Here is a 20,150-nt window from a genome sequence, read left to right on the forward strand (position 1 = left end):
GGTCAGCATGCTGACTACCCGAGGAGTCGCCCCGTGAGCACCAGGACACCGAGGGGACCGGCTGACAAGGTTGTGCACAACTGAGTTGCGTGCGATCCTTGTGGCATGCCCGTGACCGACGAGATGGTGTGCTTCTCCCTCTACGCGGCGACCCGTGCGACCACCCAGGCGTACCGCGCCCTGCTCGAACCGTGGGGCCTCACGTACCCGCAGTACCTCGTGCTGGTCACGCTGTGGATCGAGGGCGACCAGACCGTGTCGAGTCTCGGTGACCACCTGCAGCTCGACTCCGGCACCCTCTCGCCCCTGCTGCGCCGCATGGAACAGGGCGACCTGGTCCGTCGCGAGCGCCGCAGCACCGACGAGCGCGTCGTCACGGTGACGCTCGGCGAGCGCGGACGATCGATCCGCCAGGAGCTCGCCCACGTCCCCGCCACGATCGCGGCGGGCATGGGGCTCCCCGACGAGCGCGCCGCCGTCGAGCTCATCGCGACCCTGCACCGGCTCACCGAGACCATGCACGCCGCCGCGTCGACGGCGCCCGAGTCGAGCCGAAGCTCGTCCTGACGGACGGCCTCCGCGCCCCGACACCCGCACACTGTCCGCCCAGCCGATCTTCGGCCGGGCGATCACGACCCCACGAAGGAAGGAACACCATGGAAGCCCTCTACACCGCCGAGGCCCTCTCCACCGGCGCCGGCCGCGACGGCCGCGTCGCCACCAGCGACGGCTCGTTCGCGCTCGACCTCGCGATCCCGAAGGAGATGGGCGGCTCCGGCGCCGGCACGAACCCCGAGCAGCTCTTCGCCGCCGGGTACGCCGCGTGCTTCCACTCCGCGCTGCAGGGCGTCGCCCGCAGCCAGAAGGTGAAGATCGCCGACTCGTCCGTGGGCGGCCGCGTGCAGATCGGCCCGAACGGCGAGGGCGGCTACCAGCTGGCCGTCCTGCTCGAGGTCGTCCTGCCCGGGCTCGAGCACGACCAGGCCCAGGCCCTCGCGGACGCCGCGCACCAGGTCTGCCCGTACTCGAACGCGACGCGCGGCAACATCGACGTCACCATCACCGTCTCGGAGGACTGATCCATGACCGACACCACCCCCACCACCATGCGCGCCGTCGTCCACCCCGAGTTCGGCGAGCCCGCCGACGTCCTGACCGTCGAGCAGCGCCCCGTCCCGACCCCCGGCCCCGGCCAGGTGCTCGTCCGCACCGTCCTCTCGCCGATCCACAACCACGACCTGTGGACGATCCGCGGCACCTACGGCTTCAAGCCGGAGCTGCCCGCCGCCAGCGGCACCGAGGCGCTCGGCGTCGTCGAGGCCCTCGGCGACGGCGTCGACCGCCTGCAGGTCGGCCAGCGCGTCGCCGGCGGCACCTTCGGCGTCTGGGCCGAGTACTACGTGGCCGACGCCGCCGGACTCGTCCCGGTGCCCGACGCGATGCCCGACGAGGCCGCCGCGCAGCTCGTCTCGATGCCGTTCAGCGCCATCAGCCTGCTGCACTCCCTCGACCTGCACGAGGGCGACTGGATCATCCAGAACGCCGCGAACGGTGCGGTCGGACGCATGGTCGCGCAGCTCGGCAAGGCCCGCGGCATCAACGTCATCGGACTCGTCCGTCGCGCAGCCGGTGTCGAGGAGCTCCGCGAGCAGGGCATCGAGCGGATCGTCGCGACCGACGCGGACGACTGGCAGGACCAGGTCGCCGCGATCACCGGTGGCGCCCCGATCGTCGCCGGCGTCGAGTCGGTCGGCGGGAAGGCCGCCGGCGACGTCGCGAGCGTCCTCGGCGAGAACGCCACGCTCGTCGTGTTCGGCGCCATGGCCTCCCCCACGCTCGAGATCCCCTCCGGCAAGGTCATCTTCGGCCAGCTCACGGTGAAGGGGTTCTGGGGTGCCGTCGTCAGCAAGACGATGCCGGCCGAGCTCAAGGGCCAGCTCTTCGGTGAGCTCATCACCCGCGTCCTCGACGGCTCGCTGACGCTGCCCGTCTCCGAGACCTTCGTCTTCGAGGACGCTCGCGACGCCGCCCGCGCCAGCGACACCGCCGGCCGCGTCGGCAAGGTGCTCCTGCGCCCGTAGACGCGACGACAGGACGGACGGGAGGCACGGTGCCAGCTGGCACCGTGCCTCCCGTCCGTCACTTGGCGGGGACCAGGGCCCGCAGCGCGTCCGCCTGGCCCAGCCACCCGACCGGGCGGCCGTCTCCGTCGACCACCGGGAGGCCCGCGGTGTCCGCCGCGTCCACGACGTCCTGCACCACCGCGTCGAGCCCGGTGGCACCCGGGACCGGCCGGACATCGGATGCCACGTCGAGCACCGGACGGTCCGCGAAGTCCACGTCCGAGAGCACGGCATCCCCGGCCGACCGCGCGGACACCACGCCCGCGAGTCGCCCGTCGACACCGACCACGACGACCGGGGCGCCACCACCCGACTCCAACGCCGCGAGCGCCTCGGCCGCGGTGGCCGTCACCGGGAGCACCCCGCCGAGACCCCGCGCGGCGGAACCCGCGGTCGCCCCCGACAGCCGCCGTGCCGGGATGGCCGAGTCGGTCAGGTCCACCCCGCGGCGACTGAGCTTGAGCGTGTACACGGTGTCGCGCGACAGCTCCTTCGACACCGCCGTCGCGATGACGACCGCGACGACGACCGGCAGGACGAGGGCGTAGTCGCCGGTGAGTTCGAAGAGCATGATCCCGGCAGTGATCGGCGCGCGGGTCGACCCGGCGAACACCGCCCCCATGCCGACCACCGCGAACGCGGCGACCTGCCCGCGCAGCGCCGGGTCCACCACCGCGGCGACCTCGCCGAACGCGGCACCGGTCATCGCGCCGATGAACAACGACGGCGCGAAGACCCCGCCGGAGCCGCCGATCCCGAGGGTCAACGAGGTCGCCAGGACCTTGCCGACGACGAGCACGGCGAGGAAGCCGAGGGCGTACTGCCCCGCCACCCCGCGCTCGAGCACCGGGTAGCCGACCCCGTACATCTGCGGCAGGGCGAGCAGCAGCACGCCGAGCAGCGCTCCGCCGACGACCGGCCGTGCCCACTCCGGGCCCCTGGTCGCCTTCCAGAGCAGGTCGCAGGCGTCCTCGACGAGGTACAGCACGCGGGTGAACCCGATGCCGACGGCGCCCGCGACGAGCCCCAGGAGTGCGAACAGCAGGTACTCCGGCGGAGTGATGCCGCCGATGGCCGGCAGGTGCAGGAACGCCGTGTCGCCGAAGGCGGCCCGACCGACGAGCGCCGCCGTCACGCTCGCGATGGCGACCGCGCCGAACGAGGTCGGGGTGAAGTCGCGGAGGAGCAGTTCGAGTGCGAAGAACACCCCCGCGACCGGTGCGTTGAAGGTCGCGGAGATGCCGGCCGCCGCGCCGCACGCGACGAGGGTCTTCAGTCGGGCCTCGGGCATCCGCACCCATCGACCGATCGTGGAGCCGAGCGCTGAGCCGATCTGGATGATCGGCCCCTCCCGACCGACGGAGCCACCGGCCCCGATGCAGATCGCGCTCGCGAGGGCCTTCACGACGGCGACGCTGCCGCGGATCCTGCCACCGTTGCGGGCGACCGCGTACATGACCTCGGGCACGCCGTGGCCGCGGGCCTCACGGGCGAAGCGGTGGATGAGCGGACCGTAGAGCAACCCGCCGACGATCGGTGCGAGGACCACGAATCCGCCCCCGAGCCACGGCACCCACGGGTTCGCCGGGTGTCCCGTGGTCGCGGCGTAGTCCGGGTGCCCGCTGAACACCCAGGTGGCGTGCTCGATGAGCCATCGGAACACGATCGCGGCCAGCCCGGCCCCGGCGCCGATCGCCAGTGCGGGGAGCGCCAGCCGGACGGCGGCACCGCCGAAGCGGGTCCCGGCGGTGTGCAGGTGGGAGCGGGCAGGGGCGGATGTCGACACGGTCCTCCAAGAGTTGTACGCAGACAATGATTGTACGCATACAACTGATGGGACGACCCGGCTCCTCCTCAGCCGCCGAAGGCCGAGACCTCCTCCGGCAGTGGCTCGCCCATCGCCGTCCGGAGCGCCCGCATGCCGGCGACCACCGTCGGACGTTCCGACTCCGGCACGCGGTCCAGCACCTGCGCGAGCTCCTGGCTGCGACGAGCACTCACCTCCTCGACGAGTTCGCGGCCGCGGTCCGTGGCCGCGACGAGCACCTCGCGCCGGTTCGCCGCCCCGGGCCGGCGCTCCACCCAACCGCCGGCGGCCAGGCGGTCGACGTTCCGGGTCAGGGTGGACGGCTCCACCGCCATGCGCTCCGCGAGGTCACCGGCCCGGGTCGGCCCCAGCGTGGTCACGAGCACGATGAGCCGGAACTGCGGCACGGTGACGTGCTCGAGCGCTGGCGTCAGGGACCGTGCGACGATGCCGAGCAGGCCCCGGGACGCCGCGAGCACCTCATCGATGTCGGACATATCCCCCATCCTCGCAGTCCTTCACATGGCCTCCTTGATGCCGCGACGCACGAGCCAGGCGTTGACCGGGTAGGCGCAGACGAAGCCGGCCACCATCGCGAGTTGCATGGCGACCCAGAACTCCGGCGAGAACACGCTCGCCCGCCCACCGAACAGCGCCGGGAAGACCACGAGCTGCCACACCGCCATGAGGCCGTACATGCCGATCTGCCACGCGACGATGCTCTGCGTGTCGGCCTTGAGTGCCGCGACCAGACCGGCACGGACGCCGAGGCCGCGCATCGGGGCGATCGCGAAGTACTGGAAGCCGATCCCGAGCAGGTAGGCGAGCACGAAGTCCACGGCCCACCCGGCGACCATCCGGTCGTGGTACAGCGAGCCGAGCCCGACGAGCGTCCCGATCGCGGGGAACCAGGCGAGACCGAACTCCCCGATCAGGTCGCCGAGGGCGCATCCCGCCCCGCAGTGGCTCGTGTCGATCGCCGTCCCCGCCCAGCGCCCGTGATCCGGCGCGGTCGCTCGGCCGCGACGGAGGTAGAACACGAGCCAGACGACACTGCCGAACAGCATCGTCAGCGGCCAGACGAGTGCCATCACCCGCATGTGTGGTGGGTGTCGCACCACGTCGACGGCCACGAAGGCCGCACAGCCGACCGCGACGACGAGGAGCGTGACACAGGACGCCGTGAGCACGGCCGGGAACGCGGGGACCCCGAGCTCGACCACGCGACACCTCCGCGACTTGTACGCGTACAACGACGAGGCCGACCCTACGGCCCGGCCGACCGCGCGCGCTCAGCCGACGGGGGACGGACGGGAGGCGCGGCGCCGACCGGCACCGCGCCTCCCGTCCGTCTGTGGTGCGTGACTACCGACGCGCCTTCTTCTCCGGGACGGTGAAGATGTTGCCGGTGGTGACGCCCTCCTCGACCTCCTCCAGGGTGCGGCCGCGGCTCTCCGGCACGAACTTCCAGATGAAGAGCAGCGCCAGGACCCCGACGACGGCGAACCCGAAGAACGTGCCGGTGATGCCGGTCGCCGCGACGATCGTCGGGAAGTAGAGCCCGAGGAACGCGTTCGCGATCCAGAGGCAGAACACCGAGATCCCCATGCCGAGTGCACGGATCTGGGTCGGGAAGATCTCCGACAGGATCACCCACGTGGCGATGTTGAGGAAGGTCTGCATCGAGCCGACGAACGCGACGACGAGGAACAGGATCACCCAGGGGCGGGCCGGGTTGCCCTCGACGAGGGTCATGGACGCGATGCCGATCAGGAAGTGGCACACCGTCGTCAGGGAGTAGCCCAGGATGAGCGTGGTGCGCCGGTTGATCTTCTCCATGTTGTAGATGGCGATCACGCCACCGATCACGGCGATGACGCCCGGCGCGATGTTGGCGATGAGCGCGGCCGACTGCTGGAAGCCCGACTCGATGAGCACCGTCTGGCCGTAGTACATGATCGAGTTGATGCCGGTGAGCTGCTGCGCGACACCGATGCCGGCACCGATGAGCACGATGCGGATGAGCCACTTGTTGCCGAGCAGCGTCCGCCAGCCGCTCTGCTTCTGGACCGTGGCCTCGAACTCGTTCGAGCGCTTGATGTCCTGGAGCTCGGCCTCGGCCCGCTCCCGCGAACGGATCTGCCCGAGGACCTCGAGCGCCTCGTCGTTGCGGCCCTTCGACGCCAGCCAGCGGGGCGACTCGGGCACGCGGAGCATGCCGATGAAGAGCGCGATCGCCGGGAGCGCGCAGATGGCGAGCATGACGCGCCAGACGCCGTTGCCCTCACCCCACAGGTTGCCGATGATCGCGTTGACGACGAAGGCGGCGAGCTGCCCGATCACGATCATCAGTTCGTTGCGACCGGACAGCGACCCGCGGATCTCGTACGGGGCGAGCTCGGCGAGGAACACCGGGACGACCGTCGACGCACCACCGACCGCCAGGCCGAGCAGCACGCGGCCGACCACCATCACGCCGAACGCCGGGGCGAAGACGCAGATCAGGGTGCCGACGAAGAACGTCACGGCCAGCAGGATGATCGTCTTGCGGCGACCCCAGCCGTCGGCGATCCGTCCGCCGAGCATGGCACCGATGGCCGCGCCGAAGAGCAGCGAGCTCGTGACGACGCCCTCGGTGAAGTTCGTGAGCCCGAGCTCCTGCTTCATCGGCAGGAGCGCACCGTTGATCACACCGGTGTCGTAGCCGAAGAGCAGGCCACCGAACGTGGCGACGAGCGCGAGGACGCCGAGGCGGCGGACGTGCGGGCCCTGCCCGACCGGCGGGAGCGGGACGCTCGGGGCTGAGGGTTTGATGTCGACCATTCGGGTGACTCCTTCGTCAGTGATCAGGCTGCATCGCTTGCAAGGATCGTAACCCGAATCCATGTCCTGTCAATCAGTCATGCGAACATGAAACGATTGGAGCGATCCACACAATCCCTGATCAGCGGCCGGTCGGCATTTCGTCCGTACCGTCGTCGTGCGGGGCGGGCACGTCCAGCACGTCCCCCAGCGAGGACATCCCTGCACCGTGGTCCGTGTACCGCCGGACCGTGCGGCGGGCAGCGGCGCTCGCAGCACCGGCCAGGCGGGGGTTCTGACGTGCGGCATCGGCGACGCGTCCCGCGTGCCCGGCGGTCGACAACAGCACGTTGGCCAGGGCTCGGGCCTCCCCCGCTTCCGGCACCCCGGCGACGGTCCACGCCGAACGGACCTGGTCGTCCGGCGTGACCCCGCGCCGCGTCCCCATCCGGTGCCAGTCCGACAGCGCGCCCTCGGTCCGGGACGCAGCACGGTCGGCCTCGTCCGCACGGCGACGGTCGGCGTCGCGAGCAGCGTCCGCGGCCTCGCTGCGCTCGATCCGGTCGGTGAGGCCGTCAGCGCGCTTCCGGACCGCCTCCGCCCGCTCCCGGGCCGCGGCGTCGTCACCGCCTTCCTCGGCGATGCGGGCGGCGTGCGCAGCAGCGGCTGCGGCGAGGATCTCCGAACGCTCCATGCCTCGACGCTAGCCCGTCCGACCGACACCGCAGCACCGGAACCGGCGCTTCGCGGACCGGATGGCCTCCGGCCAGCAGCGGCACCTCCTGCGCTCCGCACGGTCAGCCGACGAGTGGGAGGCACCCGACATGGTCGGGATCGAGGACCTGCTCGCCCAGATCCCGATCGGCGACCTGGCGAAGAAGCTCGGTGTCGACGAGGCGACCGCGGCCGCCGCCGACCCGACCACGATCGACGACGTCGACGAGGAGGACGGCAGCAAGATCGTCGCGAACGTGTTCGGCGGCAAGCAGCAGGACGTCGCGGCGGCGCTCGGCAGCACCGGCGGGAGCGCCGCCGGCGGCGGGAGCGGTGGCGGCGTGGACCTCGGCTGCGGCAAGGAGTAGCGCACTACCACCGAGGACACATCCCGGTCACGATCCCCCCTGCGGTGCGCGCCGCTCCGTTAGCATCGCCACGAGGGGGAATCATGAAGCGGATCGTCACGGTCGGTGTCGTCGCGCTGACCACCGTCGGACTGTCCGGTTGCTCACTGCTGCGCGGGTCGGACGGAGCGCTCCCCGCTCCGTCCAGCCCGCCGGCCACGACCGCCACACCGACGCCGACGGACACCGCCACGCCGGACGGCGAATCGGCGGCGGACCTGCTCGAGGCCTCGGCGAACCCCAGGACACCGACGCCCGCCCCGACCGAGGCCGCAGCACCGGCGCCGACGCTGACCCCGATCCCGGCCGGCACCGTCCTGGCCCAGGGAGACGTCGCCTCGCCGAAGGGCAGCATCCACTTCCACTTCCGGATGGTCGCGAACGGTGACGACACGTTCACCGCGCAGTACTCCGGGATCACCTCGACCCTGCCGGCGCCGATCGGCGTCGGTCTGTTCGACCTGTCGCGCAAGGTCGGCGACGGGCTGACCTACCACGGTGTCGGCGACCACGTCCTCGGCGGTCCCACGAGCGGGCCCGTCGCCGCGGACGTCCCGCTGAGCGGCTCCGGGGTGGACCCGTCGCACCTCAGCACGCTCGTGACCTACTCGGCGGCCGCTGCCGGGCAGGACGTCCCGGTCGAGATCGCCGCCGACAAGGTGCTCGCGGTCACGACCGTCCGGTGGTCGGTGCCCGCCCGACAGACGAACGTGCACCCGAAGGACGCCGGCTCCCGGCCGAACGCCACCGGACCGGTCACGGCCACCACCGCCGCCGGTGCACCGAAGACGTACACGGTGGCGCCGAACGACCTCATCGGCGACGTCGCCGCACGGTTCGGCATCACTGTGCGCGACCTGGTGTGGCTGAACGAGGGCGTGCAGGTCTTCGGCGAGGACCAGCACCTCTACGAGGGCACGTCCCTCAACCTCGACCCGCTCGGTCGCTGACCGCGCGCTGCGGCGGGGCCGCGGCGCGCGTCGCAGCGAGACTCGGCCTCAGCGACGGTTCTCGAGCCGCGCGGCCCGAGAACCGTCGCTCACCGCGAGTCTCGGGCCAGCGGCGGTCCCGACAGACGGACGGGAGGCCCGTGGCGGATCCGCCACGGGCCTCCCGTCGGTCAGGTGCGCGTACTACGCGCCACGCAGCTCCAGGTACCTGGCGATGAGCGCCTTCGTCGAGGAGTCCTGCGCGTCGAGCGCTGCCTGGTCGCCGTCGACCGCCGGGGCGATCTGCAGCGCAAGCTGCTTGCCGAGCTCCACGCCCCACTGGTCGAACGAGTCGATGCCACAGATGGTGCCCTCGGTGAACACGATGTGCTCGTACAGCGCGATGAGCTGACCGAGGACGCTCGGGGTGAGCTCCGGCGCGAGGATCGACGTCGACGGCTTGTTGCCCGTGAAGGTCCGGGCGGAGACGATCGCCTCGTCCGTGCCCTCGGCGCGGACCTCGTCGGCGGTCTTGCCGAACGCGAGCGCCTTCGTCTGCGCGAAGAAGTTCGCCAGGAACAGCGCGTGCACGTCCTGCCCGGGCTGGACGGCCTTCCCGTCGCCGGTCTCGTCCTTGAGCGGACGGGCCGGCTTCGCGACCGTGATGAAGTCGGTCGGGATCAGGCGCGTGCCCTGGTGGATGAGCTGGTAGAACGCGTGCTGGCCGTTCGTGCCCGGCTCGCCCCAGAAGACCTCGCCGGTCTCGGTGGTGACGGGCGAGCCGTCCCAGCGGACCCGCTTGCCGTTCGACTCCATGGTGAGCTGCTGCAGGTACGCGGCGAAGCGGTGCAGGTACTGCGTGTACGGCAGGACCGCGTGGCTCTGCGCACCGAGGAAGTTCGAGTACCAGACGTTGAGCAGGCCCATCAGGACGGGGACGTTCTGCTCGAGCGGCGTCGTGCGGACGTGCTCGTCGATGGCGTGGAAGCCGGCGAGGAACTGCTCCCAGTTCTCCGAGCCGATCGCGATGACGACGCTCGTGCCGATCGCGGAGTCGACCGAGTAGCGGCCGCCCACCCAGTCCCAGAAGCCGAAGGCGTTCTCCGGGTCGATGCCGAACGCGGCGACCTTGTCGAGGGCGGTCGAGACGGCGACGAAGTGCTTCGCGACGGCGTTCGACTTCTCGTCGTCGGACGCGTCGGTCAGGCCCAGGCGCTCCCACAGCCACTGGCGGGCGAGGCGGGCGTTCGTCAGGGTCTCGAGGGTGCCGAAGGTCTTCGACGCGACGATGAAGAGCGTGGTCTCCGGGTCGAGGTCCGCAGTCTTCTCGTAGATGTCGGCGGGGTCGATGTTCGAGACGAAGCGCGCCTCGAGCCCCTGCTGCACGTACGGCTTGAGCGCTTCGTAGACCATGACCGGGCCGAGGTCCGAGCCGCCGATGCCGATGTTCACGACGGTCTCGATGCGCTTGCCGGTGACGCCGGTCCAGGCGCCGCTGCGCACCTGCTCCGCGAAGGCGTAGACCTTGTCGAGCGTGGCGTGCACGTCCGCGTCGACGTCCTGGCCGTCGACGACGAGCGCCGGCGAGGCACCCTTCGGACGGCGGAGCGCGGTGTGCAGGACGGCGCGGTCCTCGGTGGCGTTGATGTGCTCGCCGGCGAGCATCGCCTGGAAGCGCTCGGCGACGCCGGTGTCCTTCGCGACCTGCAGCAGGTCCTGCAGGATCTCGTCGGTGACGAGGCCCTTCGACAGGTCCACGGTCAGGTCGGCGGCCTGGAACGTGTAGCGCTCGGCACGACCGGGGTCGGTGTCGAACCACCCTCGCAGGTCCGGGGTGAAGTCGGCGGCGATGCCGGCCAGCTTCTTCCAGCCTTCGGTCGATGTGGGGTCGACGGGAGCGGATTCGGTCACTTGGGTCCTCCTGGGATCACCTTCAAGACGTACAAGCCCGCGGGTCACCGCAGCGCTGCGTCGCGGACCACGTTCGAGCGTAGCGCCGTCCGGCAGGTGGTGCGCACCGCCGACCTGGAGGCACGTGGTGCGTTCGCTGCGCGCGTCACGCCCGCAGCGCGGTTCAGCCTGCGAGCGCGGTCCAGCCTGCGAGTGCGGTCCAGCCCCGAGCGCGGCTCAGCCGGCGAGCTCGGCGAGTGCGGCCGCGAGGGAACCGGTGGGCGCGCTCCGCCAGGCACGTCCGGCCCACAGGTGCAGTCGCTGCGGATCGTGGGCCGCCGCGGCCGCGCCGCGGATCGGCTTCGTGAGGTGGTGCACCGCCGGGTACCCGAGGGGCGCGTCGGCGTGGGCGCGGACGAAGTCGTTCACCAGCGCCCGGGCCGGTCGCCCGGTGAACGCCCGGGTGCGGGCGGTCCGGTCGAACGTCGGGTCGCCGAGGGCGTCGCGGTGGGTGTCGCTCGTCCCGGCTTCATCGGTCCGCAGCACGTACGTGCCGACGGCGACCGCACCGGCACCGGCACCGAGCGCCGCACCGACGTCGTCACGGTCCCCGATCCCGCCGGCGGCGACGATCGGGAGCGCGGTGACCGCTGCGACCGATCGGACGATGTCCGCGAGCGACAGGTCGTCGGCCTGCCGCGCGGGGTCGAGCACCGCCGAGTGTCCGCCCGCGCCGACCCCTTGCACGACCAGGGCATCGACACCGAGGTCCTCTGCCGCCCGCGACTCGTCCGGGTTCGTCACCGACTGCACCACGAGCGTCCCGCGCTGCCGGAACGCCCGCACCGTCGCGGGGTCCGGCAGGCCGAACGTGAACGACACCACCGGCACGGGGTCGTCGAGCAGCAGCGCGACCTTCTCGTGCCAGGCGTCGTCGTCCTCGCGCTTCGGCACGTCGGCCGCACCCGGTTCCGCCGCCAGTGCGTCCCGGTACCGCGCGTACTCAGCGTCGCCGATCGGCACCGGGTTCGGGACGAAGAGGTTGACGCCGAAGCCCGCGGCGCCCGCGGCCCGGACGGCGCCGATCTCGGCGGCGAGGGCCTCGGGCGACTTGTACCCGGCCGCGAGTTGGGCGAAGGCGCCGGCACGGACGGCCGCCGTCACGAGCGCCGGTGTGCTCGGGCCACCGGCCATCGGCGCGACGTGGACCGGGCCGGCGGTACCGAGGACTCCTGGCAGCTGCACCATGCTCCCATCCTGCACGTGGTCAGGGCTGCGGGGTGAAGCGGCGCAGCCGGAGGCTGTTCGTCACGACGAACACCGACGAGAACGCCATCGCCGCCCCGGCGAGCACCGGGTTGAGCAGCCCCGCCATCGCGAGCGGGATCGCCGCCACGTTGTACGCGAACGCCCAGAACAGGTTCCCCTTGATCGTGCGGAGGGTCGCCCGCGACAAGCGGATCGCCTCGGCCACCACGGTGAGCCGTCCGCTGACCACGGTGATGTCGCTCGCGGCGATGGCTGCGTCGGTCCCGGCTCCCATCGCGATGCCGAGGTCGGCCGCAGCGAGCGCCGCGGCGTCGTTCACGCCGTCGCCGACCATCGCCACGCTCCGGCCCTCGTCCTGCAGCCGGCGGACCGTGTCGAGCTTCGACGCCGGGGTCGCCCGGGCGTGGACCTCGGCGATGCCGACCTCGGTCGCGACGGCCCGCGCGGCGCCCTCGTTGTCGCCGGTGAGCAGGACCGGGTGCAGGCCGAGTGCGACGAGCCGCCGGATCGCGTCGGCCGCCTCGGGCTTCACGGTGTCGCCCACCACGACCGCACCGAGCGCGGAGCCGTTCCGGGCCACGACGACGGCGGTGCCGCCCTCGGCCTCGGCGGCGTCCACCGCGTCGGAGACCGACCGCGGGACCGTGATCAACCACGCGTCGACGAGCCACCGGACCGTTCCGACGAGGACGACGTCGCCGTCCACGACGGCCTGGACGCCGGCGCCGGGGGTGGCGGTGAACTGCTCGGCGCCGGGGACCGCCAGGCCCCGCACACGGGCGGCGTCCACGACGGCGCGGGCGACGGGGTGCTCGGAGCCGTCCTCCACGGCCGCCGCCAGACGCAGCACGGTGTCGTCGTCGGCATCGGCGTCGGGCGAGCCGGTCACCGAGCGCAGGGACATCGCACCCGTGGTGACGGTCCCGGTCTTGTCGAGGACGATCGTGTCGACCCCGCGTGTCTGCTCGAGCACCTGCGGTCCGCCGATCAGGATGCCGAGCTGGGACCCACGACCCGTGCCGACCAGCAGGGCCGTGGGGGTGGCGAGCCCGAGCGCGCACGGGCAGGCGATGATGAGGGTCGCCACGGCGGCGGTGAACGCGGCCGTGACGGACCCGCCGAGCACGAGCCAGCCGACGAACGCCAGCAGTGCGAGCCCGATGACGATCGGCACGAAGACGCCGGACACCCGGTCGGCGAGGCGCTGGACCTCGGCCTTCCCGGTCTGCGCGTCCTCGATGAGACGCCCCATGCGGGCGAGTTCGGTGTCGGCGCCGACCCGCGTGATCGTGACGACGAGCCGGCCACCGACGTTGATCGTGGCGCCGGTGACGGCGTCGCCGGGGCGGACCTCGACCGGCACGGACTCCCCCGTGAGCATGCTGAGGTCGACGGCGGACGAGCCCTCGCGGACGGTGCCGTCGCTCGGGATCCGTTCCCCCGGCCGGACGACGACCACGTCGCCGACGACGAGCGATGCAGCGGGCACCCGGGTCTCGGTCGTCCCGCGCAGCACCGTCGCGTCCTTCGCGCCGAGTTCGAGCAGGGCGCGGAGCGCGGCACCGGACTGCTGCTTCGCCCGGGCCTCCATGTAGCGACCGGCCAGGATGAACACCGTCACGGCGGCGGCGACCTCGAGGTAGAGGTCGCTCGCCTCCGGGTCGGTCGCGAACCACGAGAAGGTCATGTGCATGCCGGGCATGCCGGCGTCACCGAAGAACAGCGCGTACAGCGACCACCCGAAAGCGGCCAGGACGCCCACGCTCACGAGGGTGTCCATCGTCGCGGCACCGTGTCGGGCGTTGACCCAGGCCGCGCGGTGGAACGGCAGTGCACCCCACACCGCGACGGGCGAGGCGAGCGCGAGGGCGAGCCACTGCCAGTTCGGGAACTGCAGGACGGGCACCATCGACAGGACGACGACCGGGAGCGCGAGGACGGCCGAGACCACCAGTCGCTGCCGGAGCGGTGCCGACGGGTCGTCGACCGCGGAGCCGTCGTCGGGCTGCGTCGGCGGCGCGGGGACGGAGGCTCCGTACCCGGCCGACTCGACGGCCGCGATGAGGGCTCCGGTGTCGGCGGTGCCGGTGACCGTGGCCTTCTCGGTCGCGTAGTTCACCGTCGCGGTGACACCGGGGAGCTTGCCGAGCTTCCGTTCGATGCGGTTCGCGCACGAGGCGCAGGTCATCCCGGTGATGTCGAGCTCGACAGCGCCGTCCGTCATGACCGCACGACCTCGTACCCGGCTTCGGCAACGGCGTCGCGGAGGACGCCAGTGGGCACGGGGGCCGCCGACGTGACGGTGACCTCGGAACGCCCTCCGGGCACGAGCTGCACGGTGACGTCGGACACACCGTCGACCTCGGTGAGTTCCTCGGTGACGCTCATCACGCAGTGGTCGCAGGTCATGCCCTCGACGAGCAGGAGTTCGGTGTTCATGGTGTTCCCTTCTGGATGCGAGATGGGGTGTCAGGAGCGGACGAGCCGGGCGATCGCGTCGCTGGCCTCGCGGATCTTGGCGTCGGCGGCGTCGCCGCCCTCGGCCACGGCCTCGGCGACGCAGTGCTTGAGGTGGTCCTCGAGGAGCGACAGCGCGACGCGTTCCAGCGCCCGGTTCGCCGCGGAGATCTGGGTGAGGACGTCGATGCAGTAGGTCTCGTCCTCGACCATCCGCGCGATGCCGCGCACCTGTCCCTCGGCACGACGGAGCCGCTTGAGCAGGTCGTCCTTATCGCCGATGTAGCCGACGTGTTCGTGCATGCTGGCCTCCGTCGAGTGCAATACGGTACCCCCCTAGGGTATTCCCTCACCCTGGGGACGCGACCCAGGGCACAACCGTGGCAGGATGCCGACATGTCCGAGGCGTCGACGAACGGTTTCCGCAGACTGCGGTTCACCGACGGCGACGGCTCCGACTACTCCGCCATCTTCCAGGCCGAGTACCACGGGTCGGACTTCGCGTCGCAGACCTTCGCGACCGACGACACCCGCTACGAGTACACGGTGGTCGGCGACGACGACCTGTCGCTCCGCACGATGCGCGCCGAGGGTGGTCGGCGCGGAGGCGTGATCGGACCGCGCGACGACCACGTCGTGTTCTGGCTGACGCGGGGCCGGCTCGAGATGCACTTCGCCGATCGCACCCGCGTGGTCGAGCCGGGCAGCCCGTACATCGCGTCGGCGTCCGAGGCGTACCGCTTCGAGTCGACGGGGACCGTCTACAACGGGGTGCACATCGCCGATCGCTTCCTCCGCGAGGTCGGTCGGGACCTCGGCTTCCGCCTGCCCGACGGTCCGCTGCTGTTCGACCAGCAGGACGAGGCGATCGCCCGCCAGGAACCGCTCCGTCACCTCGTGCGGGAGCTCGCCCCGATGCTCGTCGACGACCGTGTCCTCGGCCCGATGCGCACCGCCCTGAACCGGCGGCTCGCGGTCGTGGTGCTCGACACCTTCCCGCTCCGGAACCGCGGTGACGACGTCCCGGTCGCGAACCGTCTGCGCGACGCCATCCGGTGCATCGAGCAGCGCGCCGCGGAGCGCCCGTCCGTCCCAGAGATCGCGGCCGCGTGCGGCCTGAGTCAGCGCGGACTGCAGGACGTGTTCGCCCGCACGCTCGGTTCGACCCCGCACCGCGTCCTGCGGGACCACCGGCTCGACCGGGTACGCGCGGAACTGCTGCACGGGGACGGCACGGACGGCGTCACCGCGATCGCGCGCCGGTGGGGGTTCACGAACCCGGGCCGGCTGGCGGTGGCCTACCGGGACCGGTTCGGCGAGGACCCGGCCGTGACGCTCCGGACATCGCTGGCCGCGCGCCCGGGCTCCGGTCGCGCGTCCTGGCGCCTCCGGCGCGTCCTCGACCACATCCAGGACCACCTGGACGAGCCCCTCACGCTGCAGGACCTGGCCGACGCGGCCGGCGTGCGTCCGCGACGCCTCCAGCAGCTCTTCCTGGAGGAACGGGGCGAGTCCCCGATGGCGGCCGTCCGTTCGATCCGTGCTGCTGCAGAGCGCAACGCGGCAGCCGGTTCCCGCGCGCAGGACTGACCGCCCCACCGTCCGGGGTACGGAAACCCGGGCGTCCGAGGCCGTCCCTGGAATCTTCCTGAATCCGGATGACCCGGCGTGACGAACGTCGGGTGGGCCCCGTCTCATCCGTGAACAGCAACCGCTGGGAACGCCCGGCGGGACGAACGGAAGGAACGAACAATGGCTGACACCACGACCACCATCCCGGCCGCGACCACCCCCCGCGCCAACACCACCAACGCTTCGGGTGCCGTGACCGGCAAGACCGTCATCGACGACACCGTCGTGTCGAAGGTCGCCGGCATCGCCGCCCGCGAGGTGAACGGTGTCCACTCGCTCGGCACCGGCGCCGCTCGTGCCATCGGCGCGATCCGTGACGCGATCGGCCAGCGTGACTTCGGCCAGGGCGTGAAGGTGGAGGTCGGCGAGAAGCAGGTCGCCGCCGACATCGTCATCGTCGCCGAGTACCCCGTCGCCCTGCAGCAGGTCGCCGACGGTGTCCGCTCCGCCGTGTCGCGTGCCCTCGAGCAGATCGTGGGCATGGAGGTCGCCGAGGTCAACGTGACCGTCCAGGACGTCTTCATCCCGGGTGACGACGACGACAACGAGGACAAGAAGGAGTCGCGCGTTGAGTAACACGATGATCGGAGCCCTCATCGGGGCCATCCTCGCCGTCGTCGCACTCCAGTTCGGTTTCTGGGGCTTCGTCCTGGTGATCGTGTTCGGTGCCGTCGGGGCCCTCGTGGCCGCGCTCGTCACCGGCCGCATCGACCGGGGTGCCCTGACCGACGTCCTGACCGGACGCCGGAGCTCCCGGTGAACGCCGGCCCGGACGTCCCGGGCCGCGTCGAGATCACCGCTCGTGCACTGACCTCGCTGGCGCGGGCCGTCGCAGCCGAACGGCTCGGCGCCCCCGCCAAGCGGGTCAGGGTCGGTCTCGGCGACGCCTCCGGCGCGATCGCCCTCGACGTCACCGGCCCGATCGCCGCGGGCGACGACATCGTCACCCGCTCGACCCGGGTCGCCGAGGAGGTCAAGAGCCGCGTCAGCGAGCTCACCGGCCGCCGTGTCGGCAGTGCCCACATCGAACTCACCGGGATCGTGCGCGAGCGCGAGTCCCGAACCCGCTAGGAGACCATCATGAGCAACGGTTCCGTCGAACGACGCATCCGTCGTCGCAGCGTCCACCGATCCCGCTCCACCGCGGTCGCGGTGGCGCTGGTGGTGCTCGCCCTGGTGGCCGCCTGGATCGGCACCGAATCGGTCCTGCAGGCGCTCGGGCGCCCCCCGCTGCTGGCCGATCCGCAGACCGCCGTCGACGCCGCACTGCGACCCGACGCCGCGTTCGTCACCATCGCCGAGGTCATCGCCGTCGTGCTGGTGGTCCTCGGGATCGTGCTGATCGTCCTGGCCCTCAAGCCCGGCCGCCAGCACCGCTCGGTGGTGCAGCACGACCGCGGTGCCGTCGTCATCGACACCCGGATCGTCGCCTCCACCGCAGCGAACGCCGCCGGCATCGCCGCTGGGGTTCCCGAGGGCAACGCCTCGGCCACCGCGCGCGGCCGCCGCACCGACGTCCGGATCGTGCCCGTCTCGGGCATCCCGGTCGACGAGCACGCCGTCCAGGCAGCCGTCCGGGACCGTCTCAGCGGGCTCGACGAACGATTCGGCCGGAGCATCCGCGTCCGTGTCGAGGACAAGGGGACACTCGCATGACCAAGAGCAACCGGACCATGAACCGGATCATCCTCTTCGTCCTCGGCCTGGTCGCCGTCGTCGCCGGTCTCACGATCGGTGCGGGCGTGCTGCCCGCCGTCCAGGACGCGATCAAGCCGGTCGTGGACCTGCCGACCCGCCTCGACGTGCCCGCGTCGTCGCTCTGGATCGTCGCTGCTGCCTGCCTCGTCGTCATCGTGCTCGCACTGCTCTGGGCGTTCACCCGCGGCGGCGGCGGCACCTCCGTCGCCGTCCGTGAACGCTCGGGTGACGACGCCGTCACCGTGAACGTCGCCCTCGTCCGTGACGTCGTCGAGCACGAGCTCGCCGGGGTCCGCGACGTCGTCGGCTCCCGCGTCGACACCTACCTGGTCCGCCGCGAACGTGCCGCCCGGATCCGCGTCGCGGTCCGTCGCGGTGGCGACGCCGTCACGGTCCTCGACGCCGTCGACCGTGCCGTCTCCGTCCTCGACCGCACCCTCGGCCGGCAGGTCCCGGTCCTGGTGCACCTCACCGGCGGGACCCGATCGGCGCTCGCGAAGTCGACCCGCGTCCACTGACAGCCGTCAGCCGGACGCGCCCCGGGCCTCCCGGCCCACCACGATCACCAACCACCGGGCGCACGCCCGACCGATGAAAGGAACCCTCATGGGTCTCGACGACAAGATCAAGAACGCTGCCCAGGACCTCGCCGGCAAGGCGAAGGAAGCCGTCGGCAACGCCACCAACGACGACTCCAAGGTCACCGAGGGCAAGAAGGACCAGGCCTCCGCGAGCGTCAAGCAGACCGGCGAGGACGTCAAGGACGTCTTCAAGAAGTAAGCCCGTGGACCGCGTCGGGGCACCCGCGACCCGGATGCCCCGATGCGTTCCGGCGGAACCGAACGAGGAGGAACCATGCAGCACGACCCGAACGCGCACACGCAGGTCACCGAGGTGACGCTGCCCGCGGCGCTCACGGAGCCGCTGCCCGACGACGCGAGCACCGTCACGATCGTCGCGCGAACCGCGGCGGAGACCACCCTCGGCGTCGCTGGGGTCCACCACCTCGGCGGGACCGTCGCCCGGGCCGCCGACCGCGTCCGGCAGCAACTCGGCCGCAGCGCCGGCACCGCCGGCGTGCAGGTCGACGACGTCGACGGCACGCTCGACGTGCACGTGTCGATCGTCGTCAGCTACCCCCACCCCGTGATCGCCGTCGCCGACGAGGTCCGGAAGCAGGTTGCCGGAGCCACGCGGCAGGTGTCGGACGTCCCGACGACCGTCGACGTCACCGTGCTCGACGTGCACGGTCCGTTCGACGACGAGCCCTCGCCCCTCGAGCGTGCGGCATCCGCCACGGGCGACGCGATCAAGGACGCGACGGAAACCACCCGCGACGCGGTGACGCACGCCGCGACCGCCACCGGTGACGCCGTCAAGCAGGCGGCCGAGGTGACCAGCGACGCCACGAAGCGCGCCGCGACGGCCACCGCGGAGGCGACGAAGCGCACCGCCGAGGCAACCGCCGACGTCACGCGTCAGGCTGCCGACGCCACGGCGGACGCCGCCGAGCACGCCGCCGCGGTCACGGCGGATGCCGCCAAGCGCGCCGCGGACGCGACCGCCGACGTGACCCGCGATGCAGCCGAGGCCACGGCGGACGCAGCGAAGCGTGCCGTCGACGGCGCGGCCGACGTCAGCGACCGGGCCGGCGACGCCGCCGCCGGTGCACTTGCCCGGTCGTCGGAACTCGCCGCCGACGCAGCCGAGTCCGCGAAGGACGCTGCTGCCGGTGCACGGGACGCCGTGACGTCCGCCACACCGGCCGACCGTGCAGCAGCAGCGGCCGACGCGGCCGAGGACGCAGCGGACGCCGCCGAGGACGCGGCCGACGCAGCGGCGCGCTCCGCCGATGCAGCAGCGGCGACGACCACGACCGAGCCGGCCTCGACCGAAGCGGCCACGGCAGAGACGACGGACACGGCCGACCCCGGTTCGACGGACGCGGCTGCGGCTGCGGCTGCCGAGCGGCCGGACCGGCCGTGACCACCGCCTGGTCGGGCAGCCGGCGGACGAAGGTCCGCCGGCCCCGCCCGCGCGGCGTCTGGATCGCGGGCGGGATCGGCATCGTGTTGGTCCTCGGCACCGTGCTCGGAGCGTTCCTCCCGCTCGTCGGGTTCCTCGGCGGTGTGACCGCCACGACCGCCGGGCTCGTCCCCTTCCCCTTCGTCCGGGTCACGATCACCGCGGTGCTCGGCGCCGTCGTCGTGCTGGCGCTCCTCCTGCTGGCGTTCACCCGCCGGCACACCGTGACGGCGACGATCGCGGTCGTGCTCGCCGTGCTGGTGAGCATCGCCGTCACCGCCGTCCCCGTCGTGCTGGTCGCCGCGGGGTCGGCCGACCGTGCCGGCGACGTCTGGCCCATCGTCACGGAGCTCTGGCAACGCTTCACCGGCTGACCAGCCGGACCACGTGCACCACC

The 20,150-nt window shown here is 72.1% G+C and carries 24 protein-coding genes; 14 read left to right on the top strand and 10 right to left on the bottom strand.

From position 1 onward, the window contains the following. The first annotated feature begins 105 nt into the window (after window positions 1-105). From ACRQ4B_RS16920 to ACRQ4B_RS16930, 3 genes are all read left to right on the top strand, one after another. Window positions 106-567 carry a MarR family winged helix-turn-helix transcriptional regulator gene (locus ACRQ4B_RS16920; protein WP_439692554.1) on the top strand — a complete coding sequence of 154 codons (462 nt, stop codon included), beginning with the start codon at window positions 106-108 and terminating at the stop codon, window positions 565-567. A gap of 89 nt (window positions 568-656) precedes the next feature. Next, entirely contained in the window at window positions 657-1,079 is a 423-nt protein-coding gene (locus ACRQ4B_RS16925; protein WP_022905450.1) for an organic hydroperoxide resistance protein, read from the top strand. A 27-nt stretch (window positions 1,080-1,106) separates the two neighbouring features. Next, entirely contained in the window at window positions 1,107-2,081 is a 975-nt protein-coding gene (locus ACRQ4B_RS16930) for a zinc-binding dehydrogenase (RefSeq protein WP_439694429.1), read from the top strand. Window positions 2,082-2,139: 58 nt separating this feature from the next. Here ACRQ4B_RS16930 and ACRQ4B_RS16935 read toward each other — a convergent pair whose 3' ends face one another. From ACRQ4B_RS16935 to ACRQ4B_RS16955, 5 genes are all read right to left on the bottom strand, one after another. Next, window positions 2,140-3,909: a chloride channel protein gene (locus ACRQ4B_RS16935; protein ID WP_439692555.1), complete on the bottom strand. Its 1,770-nt coding sequence runs from the start codon at window positions 3,907-3,909 to the stop codon at window positions 2,140-2,142. Between the two features lie 68 nt (window positions 3,910-3,977). Continuing rightward, complete coding sequence (locus ACRQ4B_RS16940) at window positions 3,978-4,427, bottom strand: MarR family winged helix-turn-helix transcriptional regulator (protein ID WP_439692556.1); 450 nt, start codon at window positions 4,425-4,427, stop codon at window positions 3,978-3,980. Window positions 4,428-4,448: 21 nt separating this feature from the next. Continuing rightward, window positions 4,449-5,153 carry a DUF4396 domain-containing protein gene (locus tag ACRQ4B_RS16945; RefSeq protein ID WP_439692557.1) on the bottom strand — a complete coding sequence of 235 codons (705 nt, stop codon included), beginning with the start codon at window positions 5,151-5,153 and terminating at the stop codon, window positions 4,449-4,451. 142 nt (window positions 5,154-5,295) lie between these two features. Continuing rightward, window positions 5,296-6,753 carry a sugar porter family MFS transporter gene (locus tag ACRQ4B_RS16950; RefSeq protein ID WP_439692558.1) on the bottom strand — a complete coding sequence of 486 codons (1,458 nt, stop codon included), beginning with the start codon at window positions 6,751-6,753 and terminating at the stop codon, window positions 5,296-5,298. A 121-nt stretch (window positions 6,754-6,874) separates the two neighbouring features. Next, a complete protein-coding gene (locus ACRQ4B_RS16955) occupies window positions 6,875-7,426 on the bottom strand; it encodes a hypothetical protein (protein ID WP_439692559.1) in 552 nt (183 codons plus the stop codon). 130 nt (window positions 7,427-7,556) lie between these two features. Here ACRQ4B_RS16955 and ACRQ4B_RS16960 point away from each other — a divergent pair, with 130 nt between their 5' ends. Both ACRQ4B_RS16960 and ACRQ4B_RS16965 read left to right on the top strand, forming a co-directional pair. Next, a complete protein-coding gene (locus ACRQ4B_RS16960) occupies window positions 7,557-7,814 on the top strand; it encodes a hypothetical protein (RefSeq protein ID WP_439692560.1) in 258 nt (85 codons plus the stop codon). An 83-nt stretch (window positions 7,815-7,897) separates the two neighbouring features. Further along, the gene (locus tag ACRQ4B_RS16965; RefSeq protein WP_439692561.1) at window positions 7,898-8,803 is read left to right on the top strand and encodes a LysM domain-containing protein; all 906 of its coding nucleotides are present in this window, start codon (window positions 7,898-7,900) and stop codon (window positions 8,801-8,803) included. A gap of 183 nt (window positions 8,804-8,986) precedes the next feature. On the opposite strand, the gene pgi is transcribed toward ACRQ4B_RS16965, so the two are convergent. The 5 genes from pgi to ACRQ4B_RS16990 form a co-directional block, all read right to left on the bottom strand. Then, entirely contained in the window at window positions 8,987-10,693 is a 1,707-nt protein-coding gene (gene pgi / locus ACRQ4B_RS16970) for a glucose-6-phosphate isomerase (protein WP_439692562.1), read from the bottom strand. A 216-nt stretch (window positions 10,694-10,909) separates the two neighbouring features. Continuing rightward, on the bottom strand, window positions 10,910-11,920 hold the full coding sequence (locus tag ACRQ4B_RS16975) for a nitronate monooxygenase (protein WP_439692563.1): 1,011 nt from the start codon (window positions 11,918-11,920) through the stop codon (window positions 10,910-10,912). 19 nt (window positions 11,921-11,939) lie between these two features. Continuing rightward, window positions 11,940-14,165: a heavy metal translocating P-type ATPase gene (locus ACRQ4B_RS16980; protein WP_439692564.1), complete on the bottom strand. Its 2,226-nt coding sequence runs from the start codon at window positions 14,163-14,165 to the stop codon at window positions 11,940-11,942. Next, window positions 14,162-14,380, bottom strand: a complete 219-nt coding sequence (locus ACRQ4B_RS16985; protein ID WP_439692565.1) for a heavy-metal-associated domain-containing protein — start codon at window positions 14,378-14,380, stop codon at window positions 14,162-14,164. Before ACRQ4B_RS16985 ends, ACRQ4B_RS16980 begins: the two co-directional genes overlap by 4 nt. Window positions 14,381-14,410: 30 nt before the next feature. After that, window positions 14,411-14,701 carry a metal-sensitive transcriptional regulator gene (locus ACRQ4B_RS16990; protein WP_439692566.1) on the bottom strand — a complete coding sequence of 97 codons (291 nt, stop codon included), beginning with the start codon at window positions 14,699-14,701 and terminating at the stop codon, window positions 14,411-14,413. A 93-nt stretch (window positions 14,702-14,794) separates the two neighbouring features. Between ACRQ4B_RS16990 and ACRQ4B_RS16995 the strand changes: the two genes are divergently transcribed. From ACRQ4B_RS16995 to ACRQ4B_RS17035, 9 genes are all read left to right on the top strand, one after another. After that, window positions 14,795-15,988, top strand: coding sequence for a helix-turn-helix domain-containing protein (locus ACRQ4B_RS16995; RefSeq protein WP_439692567.1), 1,194 nt, complete (start codon window positions 14,795-14,797; stop codon window positions 15,986-15,988). 162 nt (window positions 15,989-16,150) lie between these two features. Further along, window positions 16,151-16,606 (top strand): Asp23/Gls24 family envelope stress response protein, encoded by a 456-nt coding sequence (locus tag ACRQ4B_RS17000; protein WP_439692568.1) that lies wholly within the window; start codon window positions 16,151-16,153, stop codon window positions 16,604-16,606. Beyond that, window positions 16,599-16,790, top strand: coding sequence for a DUF2273 domain-containing protein (locus ACRQ4B_RS17005; protein WP_439692569.1), 192 nt, complete (start codon window positions 16,599-16,601; stop codon window positions 16,788-16,790). Before ACRQ4B_RS17000 ends, ACRQ4B_RS17005 begins: the two co-directional genes overlap by 8 nt. Next, window positions 16,787-17,101, top strand: a complete 315-nt coding sequence (locus tag ACRQ4B_RS17010; protein ID WP_439692570.1) for a hypothetical protein — start codon at window positions 16,787-16,789, stop codon at window positions 17,099-17,101. Before ACRQ4B_RS17005 ends, ACRQ4B_RS17010 begins: the two co-directional genes overlap by 4 nt. A 9-nt stretch (window positions 17,102-17,110) precedes the next feature. Next, a complete protein-coding gene (locus ACRQ4B_RS17015) occupies window positions 17,111-17,686 on the top strand; it encodes a DUF6286 domain-containing protein (RefSeq protein WP_439692571.1) in 576 nt (191 codons plus the stop codon). Further along, window positions 17,683-18,246, top strand: a complete 564-nt coding sequence (locus ACRQ4B_RS17020) for a hypothetical protein (RefSeq protein ID WP_439692572.1) — start codon at window positions 17,683-17,685, stop codon at window positions 18,244-18,246. The genes ACRQ4B_RS17015 and ACRQ4B_RS17020 overlap by 4 nt, the downstream gene beginning before the upstream one ends. An 88-nt stretch (window positions 18,247-18,334) precedes the next feature. Next, the gene (locus ACRQ4B_RS17025) at window positions 18,335-18,508 is read left to right on the top strand and encodes a CsbD family protein (RefSeq protein ID WP_439692573.1); all 174 of its coding nucleotides are present in this window, start codon (window positions 18,335-18,337) and stop codon (window positions 18,506-18,508) included. A 75-nt stretch (window positions 18,509-18,583) separates the two neighbouring features. Beyond that, on the top strand, window positions 18,584-19,714 hold the full coding sequence (locus tag ACRQ4B_RS17030; protein ID WP_439692574.1) for an Asp23/Gls24 family envelope stress response protein: 1,131 nt from the start codon (window positions 18,584-18,586) through the stop codon (window positions 19,712-19,714). Beyond that, a complete protein-coding gene (locus tag ACRQ4B_RS17035) occupies window positions 19,711-20,127 on the top strand; it encodes an MFS transporter permease (protein WP_439692575.1) in 417 nt (138 codons plus the stop codon). Before ACRQ4B_RS17030 ends, ACRQ4B_RS17035 begins: the two co-directional genes overlap by 4 nt. The last annotated feature ends 23 nt before the right edge of the window (window positions 20,128-20,150 follow it).

The sequence above is a fragment of the Curtobacterium sp. SP.BCo genome (genome assembly GCF_051903265.1).
Classification (GTDB): Bacteria; Actinomycetota; Actinomycetes; order Actinomycetales; family Microbacteriaceae; genus Curtobacterium.